General features: G+C 64.4%; 13 protein-coding genes. 10 read left to right on the forward strand and 3 right to left on the reverse strand.

Going from position 1 to position 19,455, the window contains the following annotated elements; all coding sequences use genetic code 11:
• Positions 1–7 precede the first annotated feature (7 nt).
• On the forward strand, positions 8–1,207 hold the full coding sequence (locus ACVI1L_RS16310) for an ABC transporter substrate-binding protein (protein WP_456783296.1): 1,200 nt from the start codon (positions 8–10) through the stop codon (positions 1,205–1,207).
• 126 nt (positions 1,208–1,333) lie between these two features.
• Here ACVI1L_RS16310 and ACVI1L_RS16315 read toward each other — a convergent pair whose 3' ends face one another.
• Complete coding sequence (locus ACVI1L_RS16315; protein ID WP_456783297.1) at positions 1,334–2,086, reverse strand: transglutaminase-like cysteine peptidase; 753 nt, start codon at positions 2,084–2,086, stop codon at positions 1,334–1,336.
• A 595-nt stretch (positions 2,087–2,681) separates the two neighbouring features.
• Here ACVI1L_RS16315 and ACVI1L_RS16320 point away from each other — a divergent pair.
• Together ACVI1L_RS16320 and ACVI1L_RS16325 are read left to right on the forward strand one after the other, a co-directional pair.
• Positions 2,682–6,848, forward strand: coding sequence for a VCBS domain-containing protein (locus tag ACVI1L_RS16320; protein WP_456783298.1), 4,167 nt, complete (start codon positions 2,682–2,684; stop codon positions 6,846–6,848).
• Between the two features lie 100 nt (positions 6,849–6,948).
• Complete coding sequence (locus tag ACVI1L_RS16325; RefSeq protein WP_057020089.1) at positions 6,949–9,183, forward strand: CHASE2 domain-containing protein; 2,235 nt, start codon at positions 6,949–6,951, stop codon at positions 9,181–9,183.
• A gap of 162 nt (positions 9,184–9,345) precedes the next feature.
• Here ACVI1L_RS16325 and ACVI1L_RS16330 read toward each other — a convergent pair whose 3' ends face one another.
• Positions 9,346–10,953 carry an ABC transporter substrate-binding protein gene (locus tag ACVI1L_RS16330; protein WP_057020088.1) on the reverse strand — a complete coding sequence of 536 codons (1,608 nt, stop codon included), beginning with the start codon at positions 10,951–10,953 and terminating at the stop codon, positions 9,346–9,348.
• A gap of 209 nt (positions 10,954–11,162) precedes the next feature.
• On the opposite strand from ACVI1L_RS16330, the gene ACVI1L_RS16335 reads away from it, so the two are divergent.
• From ACVI1L_RS16335 to ACVI1L_RS16365, 7 genes are all read left to right on the forward strand, one after another.
• Complete coding sequence (locus ACVI1L_RS16335; RefSeq protein WP_456783299.1) at positions 11,163–12,815, forward strand: ABC transporter substrate-binding protein; 1,653 nt, start codon at positions 11,163–11,165, stop codon at positions 12,813–12,815.
• Between the two features lie 199 nt (positions 12,816–13,014).
• Entirely contained in the window at positions 13,015–13,968 is a 954-nt protein-coding gene (locus ACVI1L_RS16340) for an ABC transporter permease (RefSeq protein ID WP_050382524.1), read from the forward strand.
• Between the two features lie 2 nt (positions 13,969–13,970).
• Positions 13,971–14,858: an ABC transporter permease gene (locus tag ACVI1L_RS16345; protein WP_156436506.1), complete on the forward strand. Its 888-nt coding sequence runs from the start codon at positions 13,971–13,973 to the stop codon at positions 14,856–14,858.
• Positions 14,859–14,861: 3 nt separating this feature from the next.
• On the forward strand, positions 14,862–15,935 hold the full coding sequence (locus ACVI1L_RS16350; RefSeq protein ID WP_057020086.1) for an ABC transporter ATP-binding protein: 1,074 nt from the start codon (positions 14,862–14,864) through the stop codon (positions 15,933–15,935).
• Positions 15,932–16,141: a hypothetical protein gene (locus ACVI1L_RS16355; RefSeq protein WP_076832604.1), complete on the forward strand. Its 210-nt coding sequence runs from the start codon at positions 15,932–15,934 to the stop codon at positions 16,139–16,141. Before ACVI1L_RS16350 ends, ACVI1L_RS16355 begins: the two co-directional genes overlap by 4 nt.
• Entirely contained in the window at positions 16,138–17,550 is a 1,413-nt protein-coding gene (locus tag ACVI1L_RS16360; RefSeq protein WP_456783300.1) for an amidase, read from the forward strand. Before ACVI1L_RS16355 ends, ACVI1L_RS16360 begins: the two co-directional genes overlap by 4 nt.
• A complete protein-coding gene (locus ACVI1L_RS16365; protein ID WP_229190236.1) occupies positions 17,547–18,524 on the forward strand; it encodes an ABC transporter ATP-binding protein in 978 nt (325 codons plus the stop codon). The genes ACVI1L_RS16360 and ACVI1L_RS16365 overlap by 4 nt, the downstream gene beginning before the upstream one ends.
• On the opposite strand, the gene ACVI1L_RS16370 is transcribed toward ACVI1L_RS16365, so the two are convergent.
• Positions 18,521–19,429, reverse strand: a complete 909-nt coding sequence (locus tag ACVI1L_RS16370) for a LysR substrate-binding domain-containing protein (RefSeq protein ID WP_253625134.1) — start codon at positions 19,427–19,429, stop codon at positions 18,521–18,523. The two genes, ACVI1L_RS16365 and ACVI1L_RS16370, sit on opposite strands and share 4 nt — an antisense overlap.
• Positions 19,430–19,455: the final 26 nt, after the last annotated feature.

Raw genomic sequence — 19,455 nt, forward strand, 5'->3', positions numbered from 1 at the left:
GACTGCAATGTCGAAATCGCTGAAGGCGCTGGGCCTTGCGGTGAGTGCGCTGGCGCTGACCTGTCTGCCGGCCGCAGCCCAGACCAAGGTCACCAATGAAGGCATCTCGCCGACCGAGATCGTGATCGGAACGCATCAGGACTTGTCCGGCCCGATCAAGGTCTGGGGCGTTCCGGTGTCCAACGGCATGAAGATGGCGGTTGAGGAGATCAACGCCGGCGGCGGCATCAACGGCCGCAAGATCAAGATGATCCTGGAGGACAACGGCTACGATCCGAAGAAGGCGGTGCTGGCCTCGCAGAAGATGGTCGAGCGCGACAAGGTGTTCGCGATGATCGGCCCGATGGGCTCGCCGACCGTGCTCGCCGCGCAGGACGTCCTGTTCGACGCCGGCGTGCTGCAGCTGTTCCCGCTGACGGCCGCCGAATTCACCTTCAAGTTCGATCCCGCCAAGCCGCAGGAGCGGCTGAAGTTCAACAACCTCCTGCCCTATGTCGAGAGCACGCGCGCCGCGCTCAAATACATGATGGAGTGGAAGAACTTCAAGAAGCCCTGCATCATGCATCAGGATGACGAGTACGGCAAAAACGTGCTCGAAGGCTTTACCCAGCAGCTTGGCGCGATGAAGGTGCAGCCGGCCTCGGTCACGAGCTACAAGCGCGGCGCCTCCGACTTCTCGGCGCAGGTCGCCAAGATGAAGGCCGACGGCTGCGACCTCGTGGTGCTCGGCACCGTGATCCGCGAGACCATCGGCGCGATGAACGAGGCCAAGAAGCTCGGCTGGGACGTGACCTTCCTCGGCGCCACCCCGACCAACGTGCTCGAAGTGCCGGCGCTCGGCAAGGAAGCCGTCGAAGGGCTCTATGCGGCCTCGGGCTTCGAGATTCCCTACGAGGACACGGCCAAGGGCAAGGTGAAGGACTGGCTGGTGAACTACAAGAAGATGTTCAACACCGACGCCAACACCCAGGCGATCATCGGCTACAACGCGGTGATGACCTTCGCCTTCTACGCCCAGAAGGCGGGCAAGGATCTCTCCGGCCAGAAGATGCTGGACTCGCTGGAGTCAGGCGACAAATTCCTCGACATCTTCAGCTCGCCGCCGACCAAGTTCTCCAAGACGGATCATCTCGCCAACACCATCACCCAGGTGCAGCAGGTCAAGGGCGGCCGCTGGGTGCTGGTGAAGGATAATCTGATGTTCTGAAGGGTAGTCGCTCATCTGGATTCACTCGTCATTGCGAGGAGCGAGCGACGAAGCAATCCATCTTTCCGCGGAGGGATGGATTGCTTCGCTTCGCTCGCAATGACGGAAAGTATGTCTGGCCGGCTCTTAGTTCGTACGCGCCGCCGGCCGCCAAGCGGCCTCGGCGACGAGCGGGGCATCGACATAGCGGCTGACGCCGTGCTGGTCGATCACGAAGGTCGGCCGAAAACTCCTGATGTCGCTGTCCTCGATCATCGCCATGCGGCGGTTGTCGAGCGTCAGCCAGCGGCCGTCGAGCCGCGCGGCGAGCACCGCATGGTCTTCGCCGCCGACGAGGTCATGCAGGACGACGATCCGCAGATCTTCCGGCGCCACGCCGGCCTTGCGCAGCGCCACGAGTTTCGCGATCGCATAGTCCTCGCAGTCGCCGCTGCCGCGGGCGAAGGTGGCGAGCGGCGTCGCCCAGACGTCGGGCTCGCCATAGGCCGCAAGATCGCTGCCCGGACGGATCGCAAGGTTGATCGCGCGGTTGATCTCGCCGAGCCGGGCGCGACCCTGACGCGCCCGTCCGGCATCGATGATCGCCAGGAATCGCAGCGCCGCCGGCGACGCGCAGCCGGCGCGGTCGCTCTCGCAGGCTGCCAGTTGCTCCAATTCGTCGGCGAGCTGGCGCTGCACGCCGAGCCATTTGTCGTGCAGGCCGCCGTCGGCAAGCAGGCTGGTCGTCAGGCCGAACGGCTCGGTCGATTTTCTGATCAGCGTCGCCGGACCGGGCGAAAGCAGCGAAGCGGCATTGAGCTCGGCAACCGGCGCGGCCAGGGCCAGGCCGAAGCCCAGCATGACGGCGCGCAGCGCAAGCGGGCGAAGCGAGAATCTCATCTGACACCCCCTATCCGCTCTTCGGCGGGTGGACATTGCGCCGCGCACGCGACCGGATCGTTTCATGCCGGGCAGCATGGCGAACGATCCCTTCGAATCGACTTAAGATGTGGGGAATCAGGGGAAGAGGCTAAAGGGCGCCTGCTTGGGGTTCCGAAAACTTTACCGGTTTGTGAAAGGAAGCGGCGAACCTTTTTCCACTGCTTTGCAACTCATCCTTGCCCTCTGGTTAACCCGGCCGGTCCGCGCACGGGACTGCTGTGATTTGTAAGCTAAGTCACAGCTTTGGCCGGGAAATTGGGGTCAAATGCCCGCTCTGGGCTAAGGGGAAATAGAGGCAAGTACAGAAATGCCAATCAATACCACGAATACGTGGCTCAGTACGTATCTTGGCTTGAATCCCACCTTATGGTACCGTCAAACGAATCCGAACTACACGGCTCTTCACAGCGTGAGCCAAGTCACATCCAGTCAAACCGCACAACAGGGCCACCTTGCGCAAGCACAGAGTGGTTTCGCCAAGCTTTATCCGATGATATGCAGACATAATCATTCGGATATTTTAACAATATTAACTCTCGTGCGGTGATCCGCAGTGAACTTTGTCGAGAAATTCGACGGCCTGTTGCCGAACACGGACGCTTATGCCCGTGGATACGTGCACGTCGACAGCGTTTCCACGCATGCTCCGCCCGGCGCGATCATCGTCGACGACGGGCAATTGCTGTTCACCGGCGACTTCAAGCGGGCCGGGCTCGACCTCGTCATCGCGAAGGACGATCGGGAACTCGTCCTGCACGACTATTTCAAGGGCGAGAAGCGCGCGCCGCTGGCGTCGCCTGACGGCGCGCATCTCACCGGCGATCTCGTCAGCGCACTCACCGGCTATACTCAATATGCCCAGGCCGGCGGCGCGGCGGAGCCGGCCAAGGTCATCGGCCATGTCACCAAGCTGACCGGGAACGCGACGGCCATCCGCAACGGCGTCGCGATCGTCCTGAACCAGGGCGATAACGTCAACAAGGGTGACGTGGTGCAATCCGGCGGCGACTCGACGCTCGGCATCACCTTCATCGACGGCACCGTGTTCGGTCTCGGCCCGAACGCCAAGATGGTGCTGAACGAAATGATCTACGACCCGAACGGGTCGAGCAATACGTCGCTGATGAGTCTGGTCTCGGGCACGATCTCCTTCGTGGCCGGCGCGACCGCCAAGCACGGCGACATGAAGGTCGATACGCCGGTCGCGACCATGGGCATCCGCGGCACCGCGGTGCTGGTCGAGATCGATTTCGACGTGCAGGGCACCGGCGGCGTGCCGCCGGCCAAATTCCAGGTGCTGGTCGAGCCCGATGGCAGCACCGGCTCCTACATCCTGTTCGACAAGACGACGCTCAATCCGATCGCGACCGTCGATCAGGCCGGCACCCAGACCATTGTCAACGGCCAGGGCAGCGTCAGCTTCGTCTCGTCGGCGCAACTGTCGACCGATGCGCAGAAGCTGATCTCCGACGTCTTTGCGCTGAAGTTCACGGACAACAACAATCCCAACACCAAGCTCACCACCAACTTCACGGACAGCGTCGTCCCGGTCTCGAGCAGCTTCAAGCTCACCAGCAGCGACAGTGGCGCGCCGATCATCATTCTGCTGACCTTCGTCAACACGACCGGCCCTCAGGCCGGCGGCGTTCCCAACAGCAGGATCGAGCACATCCCGGGGCCGCCGCAGGTCGTGACCCAGGACGCGGCGTTTACCGAGCGGCCGGGGCTGACCCAAAGCGGGCTGTTCGACACCGCGACGGGCCAGATCAAATGGCTGGACCTCAATGTCGGTGACATACCGAGTGCGAAGGTCGACTATTCCGCGTTCAGCTACCGGGACGCCAACGGCAGCGACGTGACCTCATCGCTGACGGCAGCGCAGCTTGCGGCCATCAAGACCGTCGAGATCCCGTTGCTGCTCGAGCCCGATCCGAACAACAAGAATGCCGGTTCGGCGACCTGGACCTACAACCTTGCCGACAGCGCGTTCGACTTCCTGGCTGCCGGAGAAACGCTGACGCTGGCCTATGTCGCGCGCGTCGATAACAATTTCGCACCGAACAACGAGACCACGTTCAAGACCTTCACGATCACGATCACCGGCACCAACGACTCCCCGGTGGTGACGTCCTCGGCGCAGGCCGGTTCGATCACCGAACTCCCAGCAACGACGAATTCCGCCCAGCCTGATACGGCGCACGGCACGCTGACATTTACCGATGCGGATCTGACCGACACGCATACGGTCACCATCACCGGCGTCACCGAGGCCGGCGTCACCACCGGACTTGCCAGCCATGCCACCGTGCTGAGCTGGCTGTCGTTGGGCGCGCTGACGGATTCGACCGATGGCGTGACGGGATTGCGCTCCTGGACGTTCTCGGCCGCCGACAGGAGCTTCGACTATCTCGCCACCGGCGAGACGCTGACGCTGACCTACACGGTCGAGATCGACGACCATCAGGGCGGCGTCGTCACGCTGCCGGTCACCATCACGATCGTCGGCACCGACGACAGGCCGGTGATCACCTCGCCGACCCAGGCGGCCGCCATCACTGAAGCCGAGGAGACGACCGGCTCGGTCGTGCCGGATACCGCATCCGGTACCGTGACCTTCGTCGATGTCGATCTCAGCGACACCCACAGCGTCACCGTTGCCGGCGTCACCGAAACGGGCGTGACCACGGGGCTTCCCGATCAGGCGACGATACTGGGCTGGATGTCGCTCGGCACGCTGACGGATTCGACCGGCGGCGTAACCGGATCGCGCGCCTGGACTTTCTCGGCCGCCGACAGGAATTTCGACTATCTCGCTGTCGGCGAGACGTTGACGCTGACTTACCTGATCCAGGTCGACGACCACCACGGCGGTGTCGTCACCCAGCCCGTCACCATCACCATCACGGGCACCAACGACGTGCCGACGTTCACGTCGGAGCCGCCGACCGCCACGGTCCCCGAGATGATCGGCGAGACCGGATCGATCAAGCTCGACGTGGCCCAGGGCGCGGTGACATTTGCCGACGTCGATCTCGGCGACACCCACATCGTGTCCATCACCGGCGTCGCGGAATCCGGAACGACCACAGGCCTGCCTGAGGACGAGTCCACGATTCTGAACTGGCTCTCGCTGGGGACGCTGACCGATTCGACCGGCGGGGTTGCCGGATCCCAGGCCTGGACCTTCTCGGCCGCCGACCGCAATTTCGATTTTCTTGCCGACGGTGAGGCACTGACGCTGACCTATACGGTCGAGGTCAATGACCATCATGGCGGCGTGATCAGCCAACCGGTGACGATCACGATTACCGGCAGCAATGACGCGCCGATCGTCACGTCGGCGCCTCAGGCGGCCATCATCCCCGAACAACCCGATACGACCGGTTCATCGACGCTGGACAGCGCATCCGGCACCGTGACCTTCACCGATGTGGATCTCAGCGACACCCACACCATGACCATCACCGGCGTCGCCGAATCCGGGGCGACCACGGGCCTGCCCGACGAGGCCACGATCCTGAACTGGCTGTCGCTGGGGACGTTGACGGACGCGACCGGCGGTTCAACCGGATCGTCGACCTGGACGTTCTCGGCCGCGGACCAGAATTTCGACTATCTCGCCCTCGGCGAGACGCTGACGCTGACCTACACGATCCAGATCGACGACCACCATGGCGGCGTCATCAACGAGCCTGTGACGATCACGATCAACGGCGCCAACGACGCGCCGATACTCGCCGACGTCAATGCCGGCACGCTCACCGATACCGCCGATAACGACACTTTCGGCACGCTGACCGGCACGCTCCATGGCAACGACGTCGACCATGGCGAAACCGCGACGCTGACTTATGCCGCGCTCAATTCGGACCACACTGCGGTCACGCAGATCGCGGGCCTCTACGGCTCGCTGACCGTCAACCCGGACGGCACCTACAGCTATGTTCCCGATGCTGCCGCGATCAACGCCTTGGGCAAGGGCACCTATGCCGACACGTTCGATGTGGAGACGATCGACGCGCATGGCGCCGTCGGGACCGCGAAGCTGACGATCGACGTGATCGGCGCCAACGACGCGCCCGTGATCCACACCGACAACGTCAGTATCACCGAACATCCCAACGGGACCGAGACGATCTCCGGCCTGACCGTGACGGACGCCGATGTGACGGCCGACGAGACCTTCACCATGGCCGCGGCGACGACGCCCGGTGCGGGCAGCAGCGTTGCGCCTTCGTCGCAGGAGGGGCTTCTCTCCAGCATCAACACCGCGCTTGGATCGTCGGGCCTCGTTTACAACCCCGGCCAGACAGCTCCAGCGACCGACACGATCGCGCTTTCCGTGACCGACGGCCATGGCGCAACCGATACGGTCAACCTGATCTTCAACGTCCAACAGGATCGGCCCGAGCCCGTGATGCTGACCGGGACCAGCGACAAGGACGTGTTCTTCGGGTCGGGTTATCAGGACAAGTTCGTGTTTGCGCCGAACTTCAACCACGACACGATCCTGAACTTCACGCCAGGCCAGGACCAGATCGACCTGTCCACGGTCGTCTCGGCAAGCACCTTCAGCACCTGGTTCGATCAGCATGTTGCGACATCGCCGACCAATTCAGAGGACACGCTGATCACGATCGACAGCGCAGACACGATCACATTGCACAATGTCGCGAAGGCGAGCCTGTCCCAGAACGACTTCATTATTCATTTTACGTGACGGACGCCCGGCCGTGCCGCCGGGGGGCCGGTCCGGCTGATTGTGCACTGCGCATGCTTGCTCGATTGGAACAATTCTGCGCGCGTGATATCCAGATGGCATGAAACGGCTGAAGGCGATACGCAGGTGGTTCGCACGGCGCTTCGGCTATGCGCGGCTGGTCTGCGTGGCGCTGTTGATCGGCATTGCTGCGCTGCGGATCGTGGATCCGGCTCCAGTCCAGGAGCTTCGCGTCAGGACGTTTGACACATTCCAGGCGCTGCAACCGCGCCAGAAGACGGCGCGGCCGGTCACCATTGTCGACATCGATGAAAAGAGCCTCGCCGATCCCCGGCTCGGACAGTGGCCGTGGCCGCGGACCCGGCTCGCCGACATCGTCACCAATCTCACCCGGCTCGGCGCCGTGGTGATCGCGTTCGACGCGGTGTTCTCCGAGCCGGATCGTCTCAACCCCGATATCGCCGCCGATACGTTCAGCAGCCTCGATGAGGAGATGCGCGCCAGGCTGCGGCAGCTGCCGAGCAACGACAGCATCATGGCCGAAGCCATCAAGAACTCGCGGGTGGTGCTCGGCGAATCCGGCGGGCCCAACGTGCGCGCCGACCTCAACGAAAAGCTTCCGGTCACCGGACTTGCGATGCTCGGTGAGGAGCCGCAGCCTTTCATGTACATGTTCCCGGGGTTGCTGCGCAACGTGCCGGTGCTCGAGGAGGCTGCTGCCGGGCGCGGCCTGTTCACGATCAGGCCGGAGCGCGACGGCATCGTCAGGCGCGTGCCGATGATCATGGTGGCGCAGGGCATCACCATGCCGTCGCTGAGCTTCGAGATGCTGCGGGTGGCGAGCGGCTCCGGCACGATCCTGATCAAGGCCGACAAGGCCGGTATCAAGAGCCTGGGTCTCAAGGGCTTTGCGATCCCGACCGATCTCCACGGCCAACTCTGGATCCACTACGCCCGTCGCGATCCCTCGATCTATGTCTCGGCGGTCGATGTGCTGGACGGGCGCGTCTCACCGGACCGAATTGCCGGCAAGCTGATCGTGATCGGCACCTCAGCAACCGGGCTGAACGACATCAAGACGACGCCGGTGACGCCGGCGATGCCCGGTGTCGAGGTTCACGCCCAGGTGCTGGAGAGCGCGCTGACCGGCGATGTCGTTTCGCAGCCGAATTACGGCATCGGCATCGAGTTCTTCGCCGCGCTGATCATGGGGCTCCTTGTCATCGCCTTCGCGCCGAAGTTCGGTCCGATCACGTTGGTCGCCGTCGGCGGAATGTTTGCCTCAGTGCTGATCGGCACCTCCTGGTATTTCTATTCCCAGCACCGGCTGCTGATCGACTTCACCTATCCGCTGATGTCGACCACGGCGATCTATCTCACGCTGATCTTCTCCGCCTTCGTGCGCGAGCAGCAGCAGCGTCGACAGATCAGGTCGCAATTCGTGCAGTACATGTCGCCGGCGCTGGTCGAGCAGCTGGCGCAGTCGCCAGAGCGGCTGGTGCTCGGCGGCGAGGAACGCGAGATGACCATCATGTTCTCGGACATGCGCGGCTTCACCTCGATCTCGGAAACCTACAAGAGCAATCCGCAGGGCCTCACGGCGCTGATGAACCGCTTCCTTACTCCGCTTTCCAACGCGATCCTCGCCCGCAAGGGCACCATCGACAAATATATGGGCGACGCCATCATGGCGTTCTGGAACGCGCCGCTCGATGACAAGCAGCACCAGCTCAACGCCTGCGATGCGGCGCTCGACATGCTGGAGCGCGTCGACGACCTCAACCGTGAGCGCGAGCAGGAAGCGAAGGACGGCGGCCACGTCTATGTGCCGCTCAACATCGGTGTCGGTCTCAACACCGGCTCCTGCGTGGTCGGTAATATGGGCTCCGATGTGCGCTTCGACTATTCGGTGTTCGGCGACAGCGTCAATCTGGCCTCGCGGCTCGAGGGACAGTCCAAGGAATACGGCTTCCCGATCATCGTGGGATCGAAGACTGCGCTTGCGGTGAAGGAGAAGTTTGCGATCCTCGAGCTCGATTTCATCATGGTCAAGGGCAAGAAGGAGCCCGAGGTGATCTATGCGATTGCCGGCCGCGAGGATGTCGCGAGCTCCGGCCGTTTCCAGCGGCTGCGCAACCTGACCATCGAGATGCTCGCGTGCTACCGCGGCCGCGATTGGGACGGCGCGCTCGGCGCGATCGAACGCGGCCGCAAGACCGACGAGGCGCAGACGCTGCAACATCTCTACCGCCTCTACGAGGCGCGCATCCACGCCTTCCAGAAGGAGCCGCCGCCCGACGACTGGAACGGCGCATTCGCGTTGACGACGAAATAGACGCCGCAAGCCCGCTGTCGTCCCGGCGAAGGCCGGGACCCATAACCACGAATGGTCGTTGACGGAAGATCGTCTCGCCGCGTGCCCATTGCGGCGGCCGCGGCGTATGGGTCCCGGCTCCCGTGCGCAATTGCGCACTAGGCCGGGACGACGATGGAATGTCTATTCCAGCCCGATCTGGGTCAGATCCTGGAACCAGTGCTGCGCCTGCACGAAGGTCTTCACCTTCGGCGACAGCGCGTGCGGATTGGTGTCGTGCACCACCCACACCAGCGCGGCATCGTCGACGATCAGCGCGTGCGCCTGCGCCAGCAGCGCATCCTGTTTGGCGGAATCGAAGGTCTGCTTGGCCTCGTCGATCAGCGCATCGACCTTCGGGTTCTTGTAGCCGCCCCAGTTGACGCCGACCGGCGCCACCTGGCCGGAGTGGAAGAACCGCACGATGGCGTAGAGCGGATCCGACGTGACATAGGCGATGTTGTTGGCGGTGATGCCGGCATTCATCTCGTCCGCCGCGCCCTTGCGCCAGTGCGTATATAATGTCTCGAGCTCGACCACCTTGAAGTCGATGTCGATGCCGATCTCCTTGAAGCTCTGCTGCAGGAACTCGTTCATCGGCAGCGACAGCATCTGCCCGGTGCCGCCCTGGGCGATGATGAACGTCGTCTTCAGCGGCTTATCCTTCGAATAGCCGGCTTCCTCCACCAGCTTCTTCGCGGCCGCGAGGTCGTATTTCAGTTCGAACGTCGGCTTGCCGAACCACGGGCTCGACGGATCGACCTGGCCCTTGGCGGGCTTGGCGAGGCCGTTCATCAGTCCAACCACCGCGTCGCGGTCGATCGCGAGGTTGAGCGCCTTGCGCAGGCGGATGTCGGTCCATGGCGAGCCCGGCAGCACGCTCAAGTGATAGTTCCAGACATGCGGCGTCACGTTGTCGACGATCCGCATGCCGGCGGCCTTGAGCTGCGGCACGGCGTCGGGCGCCGGCGTTTCGATCAGGTCGACCTGGCCGGCCAGCAGCGCGTTGGTCCGGGTCAGCGCCTCCGGCATCGGAATCAGGATCATCTTGTCGACCTTCGCAAGCCGCTTCTTGTCCCAATAGTCCGGGTTCTTCGTCAGTTCGGCGAGCTCACGCGGCACCAGCTTGGTCAACTTGAACGGACCGGTGCCGGAGGGCTGACTGGCGAACTTGTCCCAGTCCTTGCCGAGCTTTTCATATTGCGCGGGGCTGGAGACCAGGAACCAGAGCATCTGATAGGGGAAGAAGGAGTCGACCGTCTTGGTGGTGATCTCGATGGTGAAATCGTCGACCTTGGCGTAGCTCGCAACCGAAGGCAGGCGGGTCTTGACCTGCGCGCTCTGCCGCTTGTCGAATTGCGGTGCCTTGTCGTTCAGCACCTTGTCGAGATTCCAGATCACCGCGTCGGCATTGAAGTCGCTGCCGTCGTGGAATTTGACGCCCTTGCGCAGCGTGAAGCGCCATTTGGTCTTGTCGTTGTCGTCGACCTTCCATTCGGTCGCAAGCCCGGGCACCAGCTTGCCCGGCCGGTCGGCAACATCCATCTCCCAGGCAACCAGCGGATCGTAGATCGTGTAGGCGGTGAACTGATAGGCGCCCGCGCCGCGATCGGGCTGGCCGGTGGTCAGCGGAATGTCGGCCATCGAAATGCCGTAGCGCACAATGGACTCGGCTTGCGCCGACATGGCCGGCCAGCCCGCGGTCAAGGCAAGCGCCATTGCCGCCATCAGGATCGAATTGCGCGCACGCATATGAAGGCTCCGTTGGAAAGACGTTGGAGCCAAATCCTGCAAGCATGATGCCAGAATAGGCATCTTCGCTCCGTTCAGGCCCGAGGTGGGAAGAAATGACGCGCCCGGCGGTTATTTGCTGATGAACTATTCCCCTTGGCACAGGCATTGCATACGCTTGCCCAAGAAATAATCACCAAAACGTCACCAGACTCGAAGGGGCTGCTCAGATGCGTAACAGGAAAACCAATGCGACGGCGATCATGCTGGCGCTTGCGATAGCCACAGGCGTGCCGGCGATCGCCAGCGCCGAGACTGTGCTGCGCATTGGCATGACCGCTGCCGATATTCCGCGCACGCTCGGTCAGCCCGACCAGGGCTTTGAGGGCAATCGCTTCACTGGGCTTACGATGTATGACGCGCTGACGATGTGGGACCTGTCGTCGTCGGACAAGGCGAGCGCGATGATCCCCGGCCTTGCGACAGAGTGGAAGGTCGACGATGCCGACAAGACCAAGTGGATTTTCAAGCTGCGCTCCGGCGTCACCTTTCATGACGGCTCGCCGTTCAATGCCGACGCCGTAGTCTGGAACGTCGACAAGGTCTTGAAGCAGGACGCGCCGCAATACGATGCGAGCCAGGTCGGCGTCACCGCCTCGCGCATGCCGACGCTGGTCTCGGCGCGCAAGATTGACGACATGACGGTGGAGCTGACCACCAAGGAGCCGGACAGCTTCCTGCCGATCAACCTCACCAATTTGTTCATGGCGAGCCCGGCCAAGTGGCAGAAATTCTACGAAAAGGCCGAAGGCGCCGACGCCAAGGCGAAGTCGCAGGCCGCGTGGGCCGCATTCGCCAAGGACGCGTCGGGCACCGGCCCCTGGAAGATGTCGAGCTTCACCCCGCGCGAGCGGCTCGAGCTGGTGAAGAACGAGAACTACTGGGACAAGGCGCGCGTGCCCAAGGCTGACAAGATGGTGCTGTTGCCGATGCCGGAAGCCAATGCCCGGACGGCGGCGCTGCTGTCGGGGCAGGTCAACTGGATCGAGGCGCCGGCGCCGGACGCGCTGCCCGAGATCAAGCAGCGTGGCTTCAACCTCTATTCCAACGAGGAGCCGCACGTCTGGCCGTGGCAGTTCTCGCGCGTCGAGGGCTCGCCGTGGAATGATATCCGCGTCCGCAAGGCGGCCAATCTCTGCATCGATCGCGAAGGGCTGCGTGACGGCCTGCTTGCCGGCCTGATGGTGCCGGCGACCGGCACGTTCGAGCCCGGCCATCCCTGGCGCGGCAACCCGACCTTCCAGATCAAGTACGACAAGCCGGCCGCGCAGAAGCTGATGCAGGAGGCGGGCTTCGGTCCGAACAAGAAGCTGACGGTCAAGATCCAGACCTCGGCATCGGGCTCGGGCCAGATGCTGCCGCTGCCGATGAACGAGTATCTGCAACAGGCGTTGGCCGAATGCTACTTCGATGTGCAGCTCGACGTCATCGAGTGGAACACGCTGTTCACCAATTGGCGGCGCGGCACCAAGGATCCGACCGCCAACGGCTCGAACGCCATCAACGTCACCTATGCGGCGATGGATCCGTTCTTCGCGCTGGTGCGCTTCCTGCAGTCGGGCATGGCGCCGCCGGTGTCGAACAATTGGGGCTTCAACAACAACCCGAAGTTCGACGAGCTGGTGAAGAAGGCCCGCCAGACCTTCGAGCCGGCGGCGCGCGACGCCGCGCTGGCCGAGCTGCATGCGGCCTCGGTCGACGACGCGGCCTTCCTCTATGTCGCCCACGACGTCGCACCGCGCGCGATGAGCCCGAAGATCAAGGGATTTGTGCAGCCGAAGAGCTGGTTCGTCGACTTCTCGCCGGTCACGGTCGCGCCGTGAGGCGCTAGCCGCGCAATAGGTGTACCCTCTCCCCTTGTGGGAGAGGGTGGCTTCGCGAAAGCGAAGCCGGGTGAGGGGTTGTCTCCGCGGGCGCTCCTCTCCGATCTGAAATGACTGTATCCGCGGATAGAAACCCCTCATCCGGCGCGCTCGGCGCGCCACCTTCTCCCACAAGGTGAGAAGGAAGAAAGAACGCAACGTGTTCGCCTATACGTCCAGACGGATCGTCTACGTCATTCCGATCGTGCTCAGCGTGGCGCTGGTGTGCTTCCTCTTGGTGCACATCACGCCCGGCGACCCCTTGGTCGCGGTGCTGCCCGCCGATGCCTCGCAGGAGCTCGCCGCGCAATTGCGCACGGCCTACGGCTTCGATCGCCCATTGCCGGTGCAATTCGGCCTGTGGCTGTGGCGCGCGATCCATGGCGATCTCGGCAATTCGATCGCGACCGGGCGGCCCGTCCTGACCGAGGTGATGCGTGCCGTCGGCAACACCGTGATGCTGGCGATCGCGGCCGCGATGATCGGCTTTACGCTCGGCCTGCTGTTCGGCCTGATCGCCGGCTATTTCCGCGACACCTGGGTCGACAAGGTCGCGACCTCGGTTGCGATAGCCGGCGTGTCGCTGCCGCATTACTGGCTCGGCATGGTGCTGGTCATCATCTTCTCGGTGCAGCTCAACTGGCTGCCCGCGGTCGGCGCAGGTCCCGGCGGCTCCGGCGCCTGGGCGTGGGACTGGGAGCATCTGCGTTATCTGGTGCTGCCGGCGATCACCACCTCGGTGATCCCGATGGGCATCGTCACCCGCACGGTGCGCGCGCTGACCGGCGACATCCTGAGCCAGGATTTCGTCGAGGCGCTGCGCGCAAAAGGCCTGCGCGAGACCGAGGTGTTTCGCCACGTCATCAAGAATGCGGCGCCGACCGCGCTCGCGGTGATGGGCCTGCAGCTCGGCTACATGCTGGGCGGCTCGATCCTGATCGAGACCGTGTTCTCCTGGCCGGGTTCGGGCCTGCTGTTGAACTCGGCGATCTTCCAGCGCGATCTGCCGCTGCTGCAGGGCACGATCCTGGTGCTGGCGCTGTTCTTCGTGCTGCTCAACCTCCTGGTCGACATCGCGCAGGCCGCGATCGATCCGCGCATCAAGCGGAGCTAGCCATGAGTGCGATGTTGGATACCGCATTGCAGGCCGTCCCCGCGACCAAGGCGCGTGGCTATTGGGCGACGGTTGGCCGCCGCATCAGGCGCGACAAGGTCAGCATGGCTTGCGCCATCATCCTGGTGCTGATCTTTGCCTCGGCGCTGCTGGCACCATGGCTGCATCTTGCCGATCCCTATCAGGGCTCGATGATCCGCCGTCTCCGCCATATCGGCACGCCGGGCTATCCGCTCGGCACCGACGAGCTCGGCCGCGACATGCTGGCGCGGCTGATCTATGGCGGACGGCTGTCGCTGGTCATCGGCATTCTGCCGGTGATCTTCGCCTTCGTGATCGGCACCTCGCTCGGCCTCGTCGCCGGCTATGTCGGCGGCAAGCTCAACACCGCGATCATGCGCACGGTCGACGTGTTCTACGCCTTCCCGTCGGTGCTGCTGGCGATCGCGATCTCGGGAGCGCTCGGCGCCGGCATCACCAATTCGATCGTGTCGCTGACCATCGTGTTCGTGCCGCAGATCACCCGCGTCGCCGAAAGCGTCACCACGGGCGTGCGCAACATGGATTTCGTCGAGGCGGCGCGCGCGTCCGGCGCCGGGCCCTTCACCATCATGCGCGTCCACATGCTCGGCAATGTGCTCGGCCCGATCTTCGTCTACGCCACTGGCCTTATCTCGGTGTCGATGATCCTCGCCGCCGGTCTGTCGTTCCTCGGGCTCGGCACCAAGCCGCCGGAGCCGGAGTGGGGCTTGATGCTGAACACGCTGCGTACTGCGATCTACGTCAATCCGTGGGTCGCGGCGCTGCCGGGCGCGATGATCTTCGCGGTCTCGATCTGCTTCAATCTGCTGAGCGACGGCATGCGCAGCGCCATGGACATCAGGAATTAGAGCATGAGCGACGCCAATCTCTCCGTCGATATGCTGGAGCCGGTCGCCGACATCGGCGGCGCCGCGCAGCCGCTGCTGCAGGTCAAGGGACTGACCAAGCACTTCCCGGTGCGCGGCGGCCTGTTCAGTCCGCGCAAGACCGTGCGCGCCGTCGACGACGTCACCTTCGCGGTCATGAAGGGCGAGACCGTCGGCATTGTCGGCGAATCCGGCTGCGGCAAATCGACCACCGCGCGGCTGTTGATGCACCTGATGGCACGCGATGCCGGCGATATCATCTATGACGGAAGGCAGGTCGGCCCGTCGCTCTCGCTGCGCGATTTGCGGCGCGGCGTGCAGATGGTGTTCCAGGACAGCTACGCCTCGCTCAATCCGCGCCTCACCATCGAGGAATCGATCGCCTTCGGGCCAAAGGTCCACGGCATGGCCGACGACACGGCGCGGACGCTGGCGCGCGAATTGCTCGGTAAGGTCGGCTTGCGGCCGGAGATTTTCGCCAACCGCTATCCGCACGAAGTGTCCGGCGGCCAACGTCAACGCGTCAATATCGCGCGTGCGCTCGCGCTGTCGCCGCGGCTCGTGATCCTCGATGAAGCGGTGTCCGCGCTCGACAAATCGGTCGAGGCGCAGGTGCTCAATCTGCTCGCCGACCTGAAGCGGGAATTCGGCCTGACCTATCTGTTCATCAGCCACGATCTCAACGTCGTCCGCTACATCTCCGACCGCGTGCTGGTGATGTATCTCGGCGAGGTCGTCGAACTCGGCCCGGTCGATGCGGTCTGGGACGCGCCGGCGCATCCCTATACCCGCGCACTGCTGGCGGCGATGCCGTCATCCGATCCCGACAGGCGCACCGAGGTGCCGCCGATCTCGGGCGATCCGCCCAATCCGATCGATCCGCCATCGGGCTGCCGGTTTCACACCCGTTGTCCGTTTGCGGAGCCGCTCTGCGCAAACGACACGCCAAAACTCAGCGATCTCGATACAATGGGCCATCAAGCGGCGTGCTACATGGCCATTCCTGGCTCGGGGCACAGCCGCGCGCCGGCAAAAGCAAAAGGAGAAAACGCGGCATGACTAGACCCACACCCAAGGATGTCAAGGTGATCGCGCACGTCGCTGACGTGCCCGCCGACGACGAAGTCGCCACCCGGATCGCCAATTCGATCGGGCCGGCATTCGACGGCTTTGCACCGATCTCCGGTACGCTGCCCTTCGATCTCGAACCCGCGAGCTTCCTGCTGGCGCAGATCGCGCAGAAGATCGAGAAGGTGTCGAAATGAGTTCTGATCCGGCCCTGATGACGCTGACCGCGGTCGCCAAGGCGATTGCCGACAAGAAAGTTTCCTCGCATGAGGTGACGCGCGCCGTGCTGCATCGCGTTGCGGAATGGCAGCCGCGCCTCAACGCCTATATGGCGGTCGAATCCGAGCAGGCGCTGGCCGCCGCCACCGAGGCCGATACCGCGCTTGCCAGGGGCAATAGTCGCGGTGCGCTGCACGGCGTGCCGCTGGCGCACAAGGACATGTATTATGATGCCGGCAAGGTCGTGACCTGCGGCTCGCTGATTCGCCGCGACTTCGCGCCGAAGACGACCGCGACCGCCCTGCAGCGGCTGAAGGATGCCGGACAGGTCCGCCTCGGCTCGTTGCAAATGGTCGAGTTCGCCTATGGGCCGACCGGCCACAACGTGCATTACGGCGCGGTGCGCAATCCCTGGAACACCGAGCACATCACCGGCGGCTCGTCGTCGGGCTCGGGCTCGGCGGTCGCCGCGCGGCTCACCTTCGCGGCGCTCGGCTCCGACACCGGCGGCTCGGTGCGCATGCCGGCGCATTTCTGTGGCGTCACCGGCCTGAAGACGACGGTCGGCCGCGTCAGCCGCGCCGGTGCGATGCCGCTGTCGCAGTCGCTCGATACGGTCGGCCCACTGGCGCAGACCGCGGAGGACTGCGCGCTGCTGCTCGGCCTGATGGCCGGGGCGGACCCGGAGGACCTGACAGCGTCGACGCAGCCGGTCCCGGACTATATGGCCGCGACCAAACAGTCGCTGAAGGGCCTGAAGATCGGCGTGCCGACGGCGTTCTATGTCGACGACCTCGACCCTGAGGTGGCGCGTATCCTCGACGAGACTATCGCCACCTTGAAGAAAGAGGGCGCCGAGATCGTCAAGGTCGAGCTGCCCGATCAGCGCCAGCTCTCCTCGGCATCGCAGCTGGTGCTCGCGGTCGAGGCTGCCGCCTTCCACAAGCGCTGGATGATCGAGCGGCCGCAGGATTACGGCGCGCAGGTCCTGATGCGGCTGCAGAACGGCCTGACCATTCCGGCGGTCACCTATCTCGAGGCGATGCGCTGGCGTGGCCCCGCGCTCGCCGCGCACAACGCGGCGGTCAACGGGGTCGATGCGGTGATCGCACCGTCGTCGCCGGTGCCGGCGCCCACGATTGCCGAGAGTGATGTCGGCAATGGTCCGGGCGCCGACGCGGTGCTGCAGCGGCTGACGCGGTTCACCCGCCCGGTCAACTATCTCGGCCTGCCGTCGCTCTCGATTCCCTCCGGCTTCACCAAGACGGGTCTACCGGTCGGCATGCAGCTGATTGGTCGCTCCTTCGAGGAAGCGGTTCTGCTCCGGATCGGCGCCGCGTTCCAGCGTGCCACCGATTTCCACGCCAGGGTGCCCAAGCTCGCATGACCAACCTCGTCGAGATCAACAACCTCAATATCCGCTTCACCGGCGATCGCACGGTCCATGCCGTGAACGATCTCAGCCTGCAGCTCGGCGAGGGCGAGGTGTTGGGGCTGCTCGGCGAGTCCGGCTCGGGCAAGAGCGTGACGCTGCGCGCGTTGATGCGGCTGTTGCCGAAGAAACGCACGCAGATCTCCGGCAGCGTCAAGGTGCTGGGACAAGAGGTGCTGGCGATGGACGATGAGGCGCTGTCCGCGTTCCGCGGCCAGACCGTCTCGATGATCTTCCAGGAGCCGGCGCTGGCGCTCGATCCGGTCTACACCATCGGCCGCCAGATCGCGGAGACGGTGATGCGCCACGAGGGCAAGAGCGAGCGCGAGGCTACCGCGCGTGCGCTTGAAATGCTCGAGGTGGTGCGGATCCCCTCCGCGAAGCGGCGGCTGGACTCCTATCCGCACGAAATGTCGGGCGGCATGCGCCAGCGTGCGATGATCGCGCTGGCGCTGGCCTGCAAGCCGAAGATCCTGCTCGCGGACGAGCCGACCACGGCGCTCGATGCCACCGTGCAGATCCAGATCCTGCTGCTGCTGCGCGAATTGCAGCGCGAGTTCGGCATGTCGGTCATCTTCGTCACTCACGACATCGGTGTCGCGATCGAGATCTGCGACCGCGTTGCGGTGATGTATGCCGGCCAGATCGTGGAGCAGGGCGCCTTGCGCGATATCGTGCGCTCACCGGTGCATCCCTATGCCAAGGGCCTGCTGGCCTCGACCATTCACGGCGCGATGCGCGGCCAGCGGCTGGAAACCATTCCGGGCACCCCGCCCTCGCTCGATCATGCGCCGGCCAGTTGCTCCTTTGCACCGCGTTGCAAGTTCGCCGAGCCGCGCTGCAGCGAGCGCTTGCCGCCGGTCGTGCAGGTCGCTCCCGGCCGTTTGGCACGGTGCATCCTGGCCGAGCCGGCGCCCGCCACGGCCTAGCTCGCCCGCGCGACGGCGTCCGTGATCCAGCGCCGCACCGCCGCGATGCGGCGGTCCCGCGCCTGCTCGGTGCGGGAGACCAGGTAGATCGTCTCGCTGTGCGCCGCCTCGAACGCAAACGGCGCCACGAGCCGCTTGCCGAAGCCAGGCCGCGCCTTGATCAGCGGCGCGATCGCAATCGCGACGCCGAGTCCGTGTTCGGCGGCCTCCAGCATCGCCGGCACGCTGTCGAGCCACAGATGTCCGCGCGGAGCGAGATTCGGCAGCCCGGCCTCCCTCAGCCAGGCCGGCCACGCCCGCGGCTGCGTCGTGACATGGATCAGCACCTCGCGCGACAGGTCCGCTGGGGTCCGAAGACCTGCCTTGACCAGCGCCGGCGTACAGACCGGCAATCCTTTGACCTGTACCAGCGGCTCGACTTTCAGCCCGGTGGCATGTTCCCGCCCGTAACGGATCGCGACATCGACGCGTGATCCGTTGAAGTCGGCATATTGGTGGGTGGCCTCGATCCGCAGCGTCAGTTGCGGATGGCGCCGCTTGAAATCCGGCAGCGCCGGCAGCAGCACGGCACTGGTGAAGAACGGCAATGAGCTGATCCAGAGCTCGCTGCCGGCCTCACCGCGTCGCCGCAGCATGTCACGGCTCGCCTCCTGCAGCGTCGCCAGCGCGGCCGACACTTTTGCAAGGTAGCGCTCGCCGTCGTCGGTCAACCGCACCTGGCGCGCGCCGCGGACGAACAGTTTGGTGCCGAACTGCTCTTCCAGCCCGCGGATCTGGTGGCTGATCGCCGACGGGCTCAGCGACAGGTCTCGCGCGGCGCGCCGGAAGCTGAGTTGGGTGGCCGCGCGCTCGAAGGCGAGCAGCGCCGGCAGCGGCGGAATCACCCGCGGATCGGGGGCATCCAATGGGTGAATCTTGCTCACCTGAAGTG

It is taken from the genome of Bradyrhizobium sp. USDA 4516 (genome assembly GCF_054055915.1).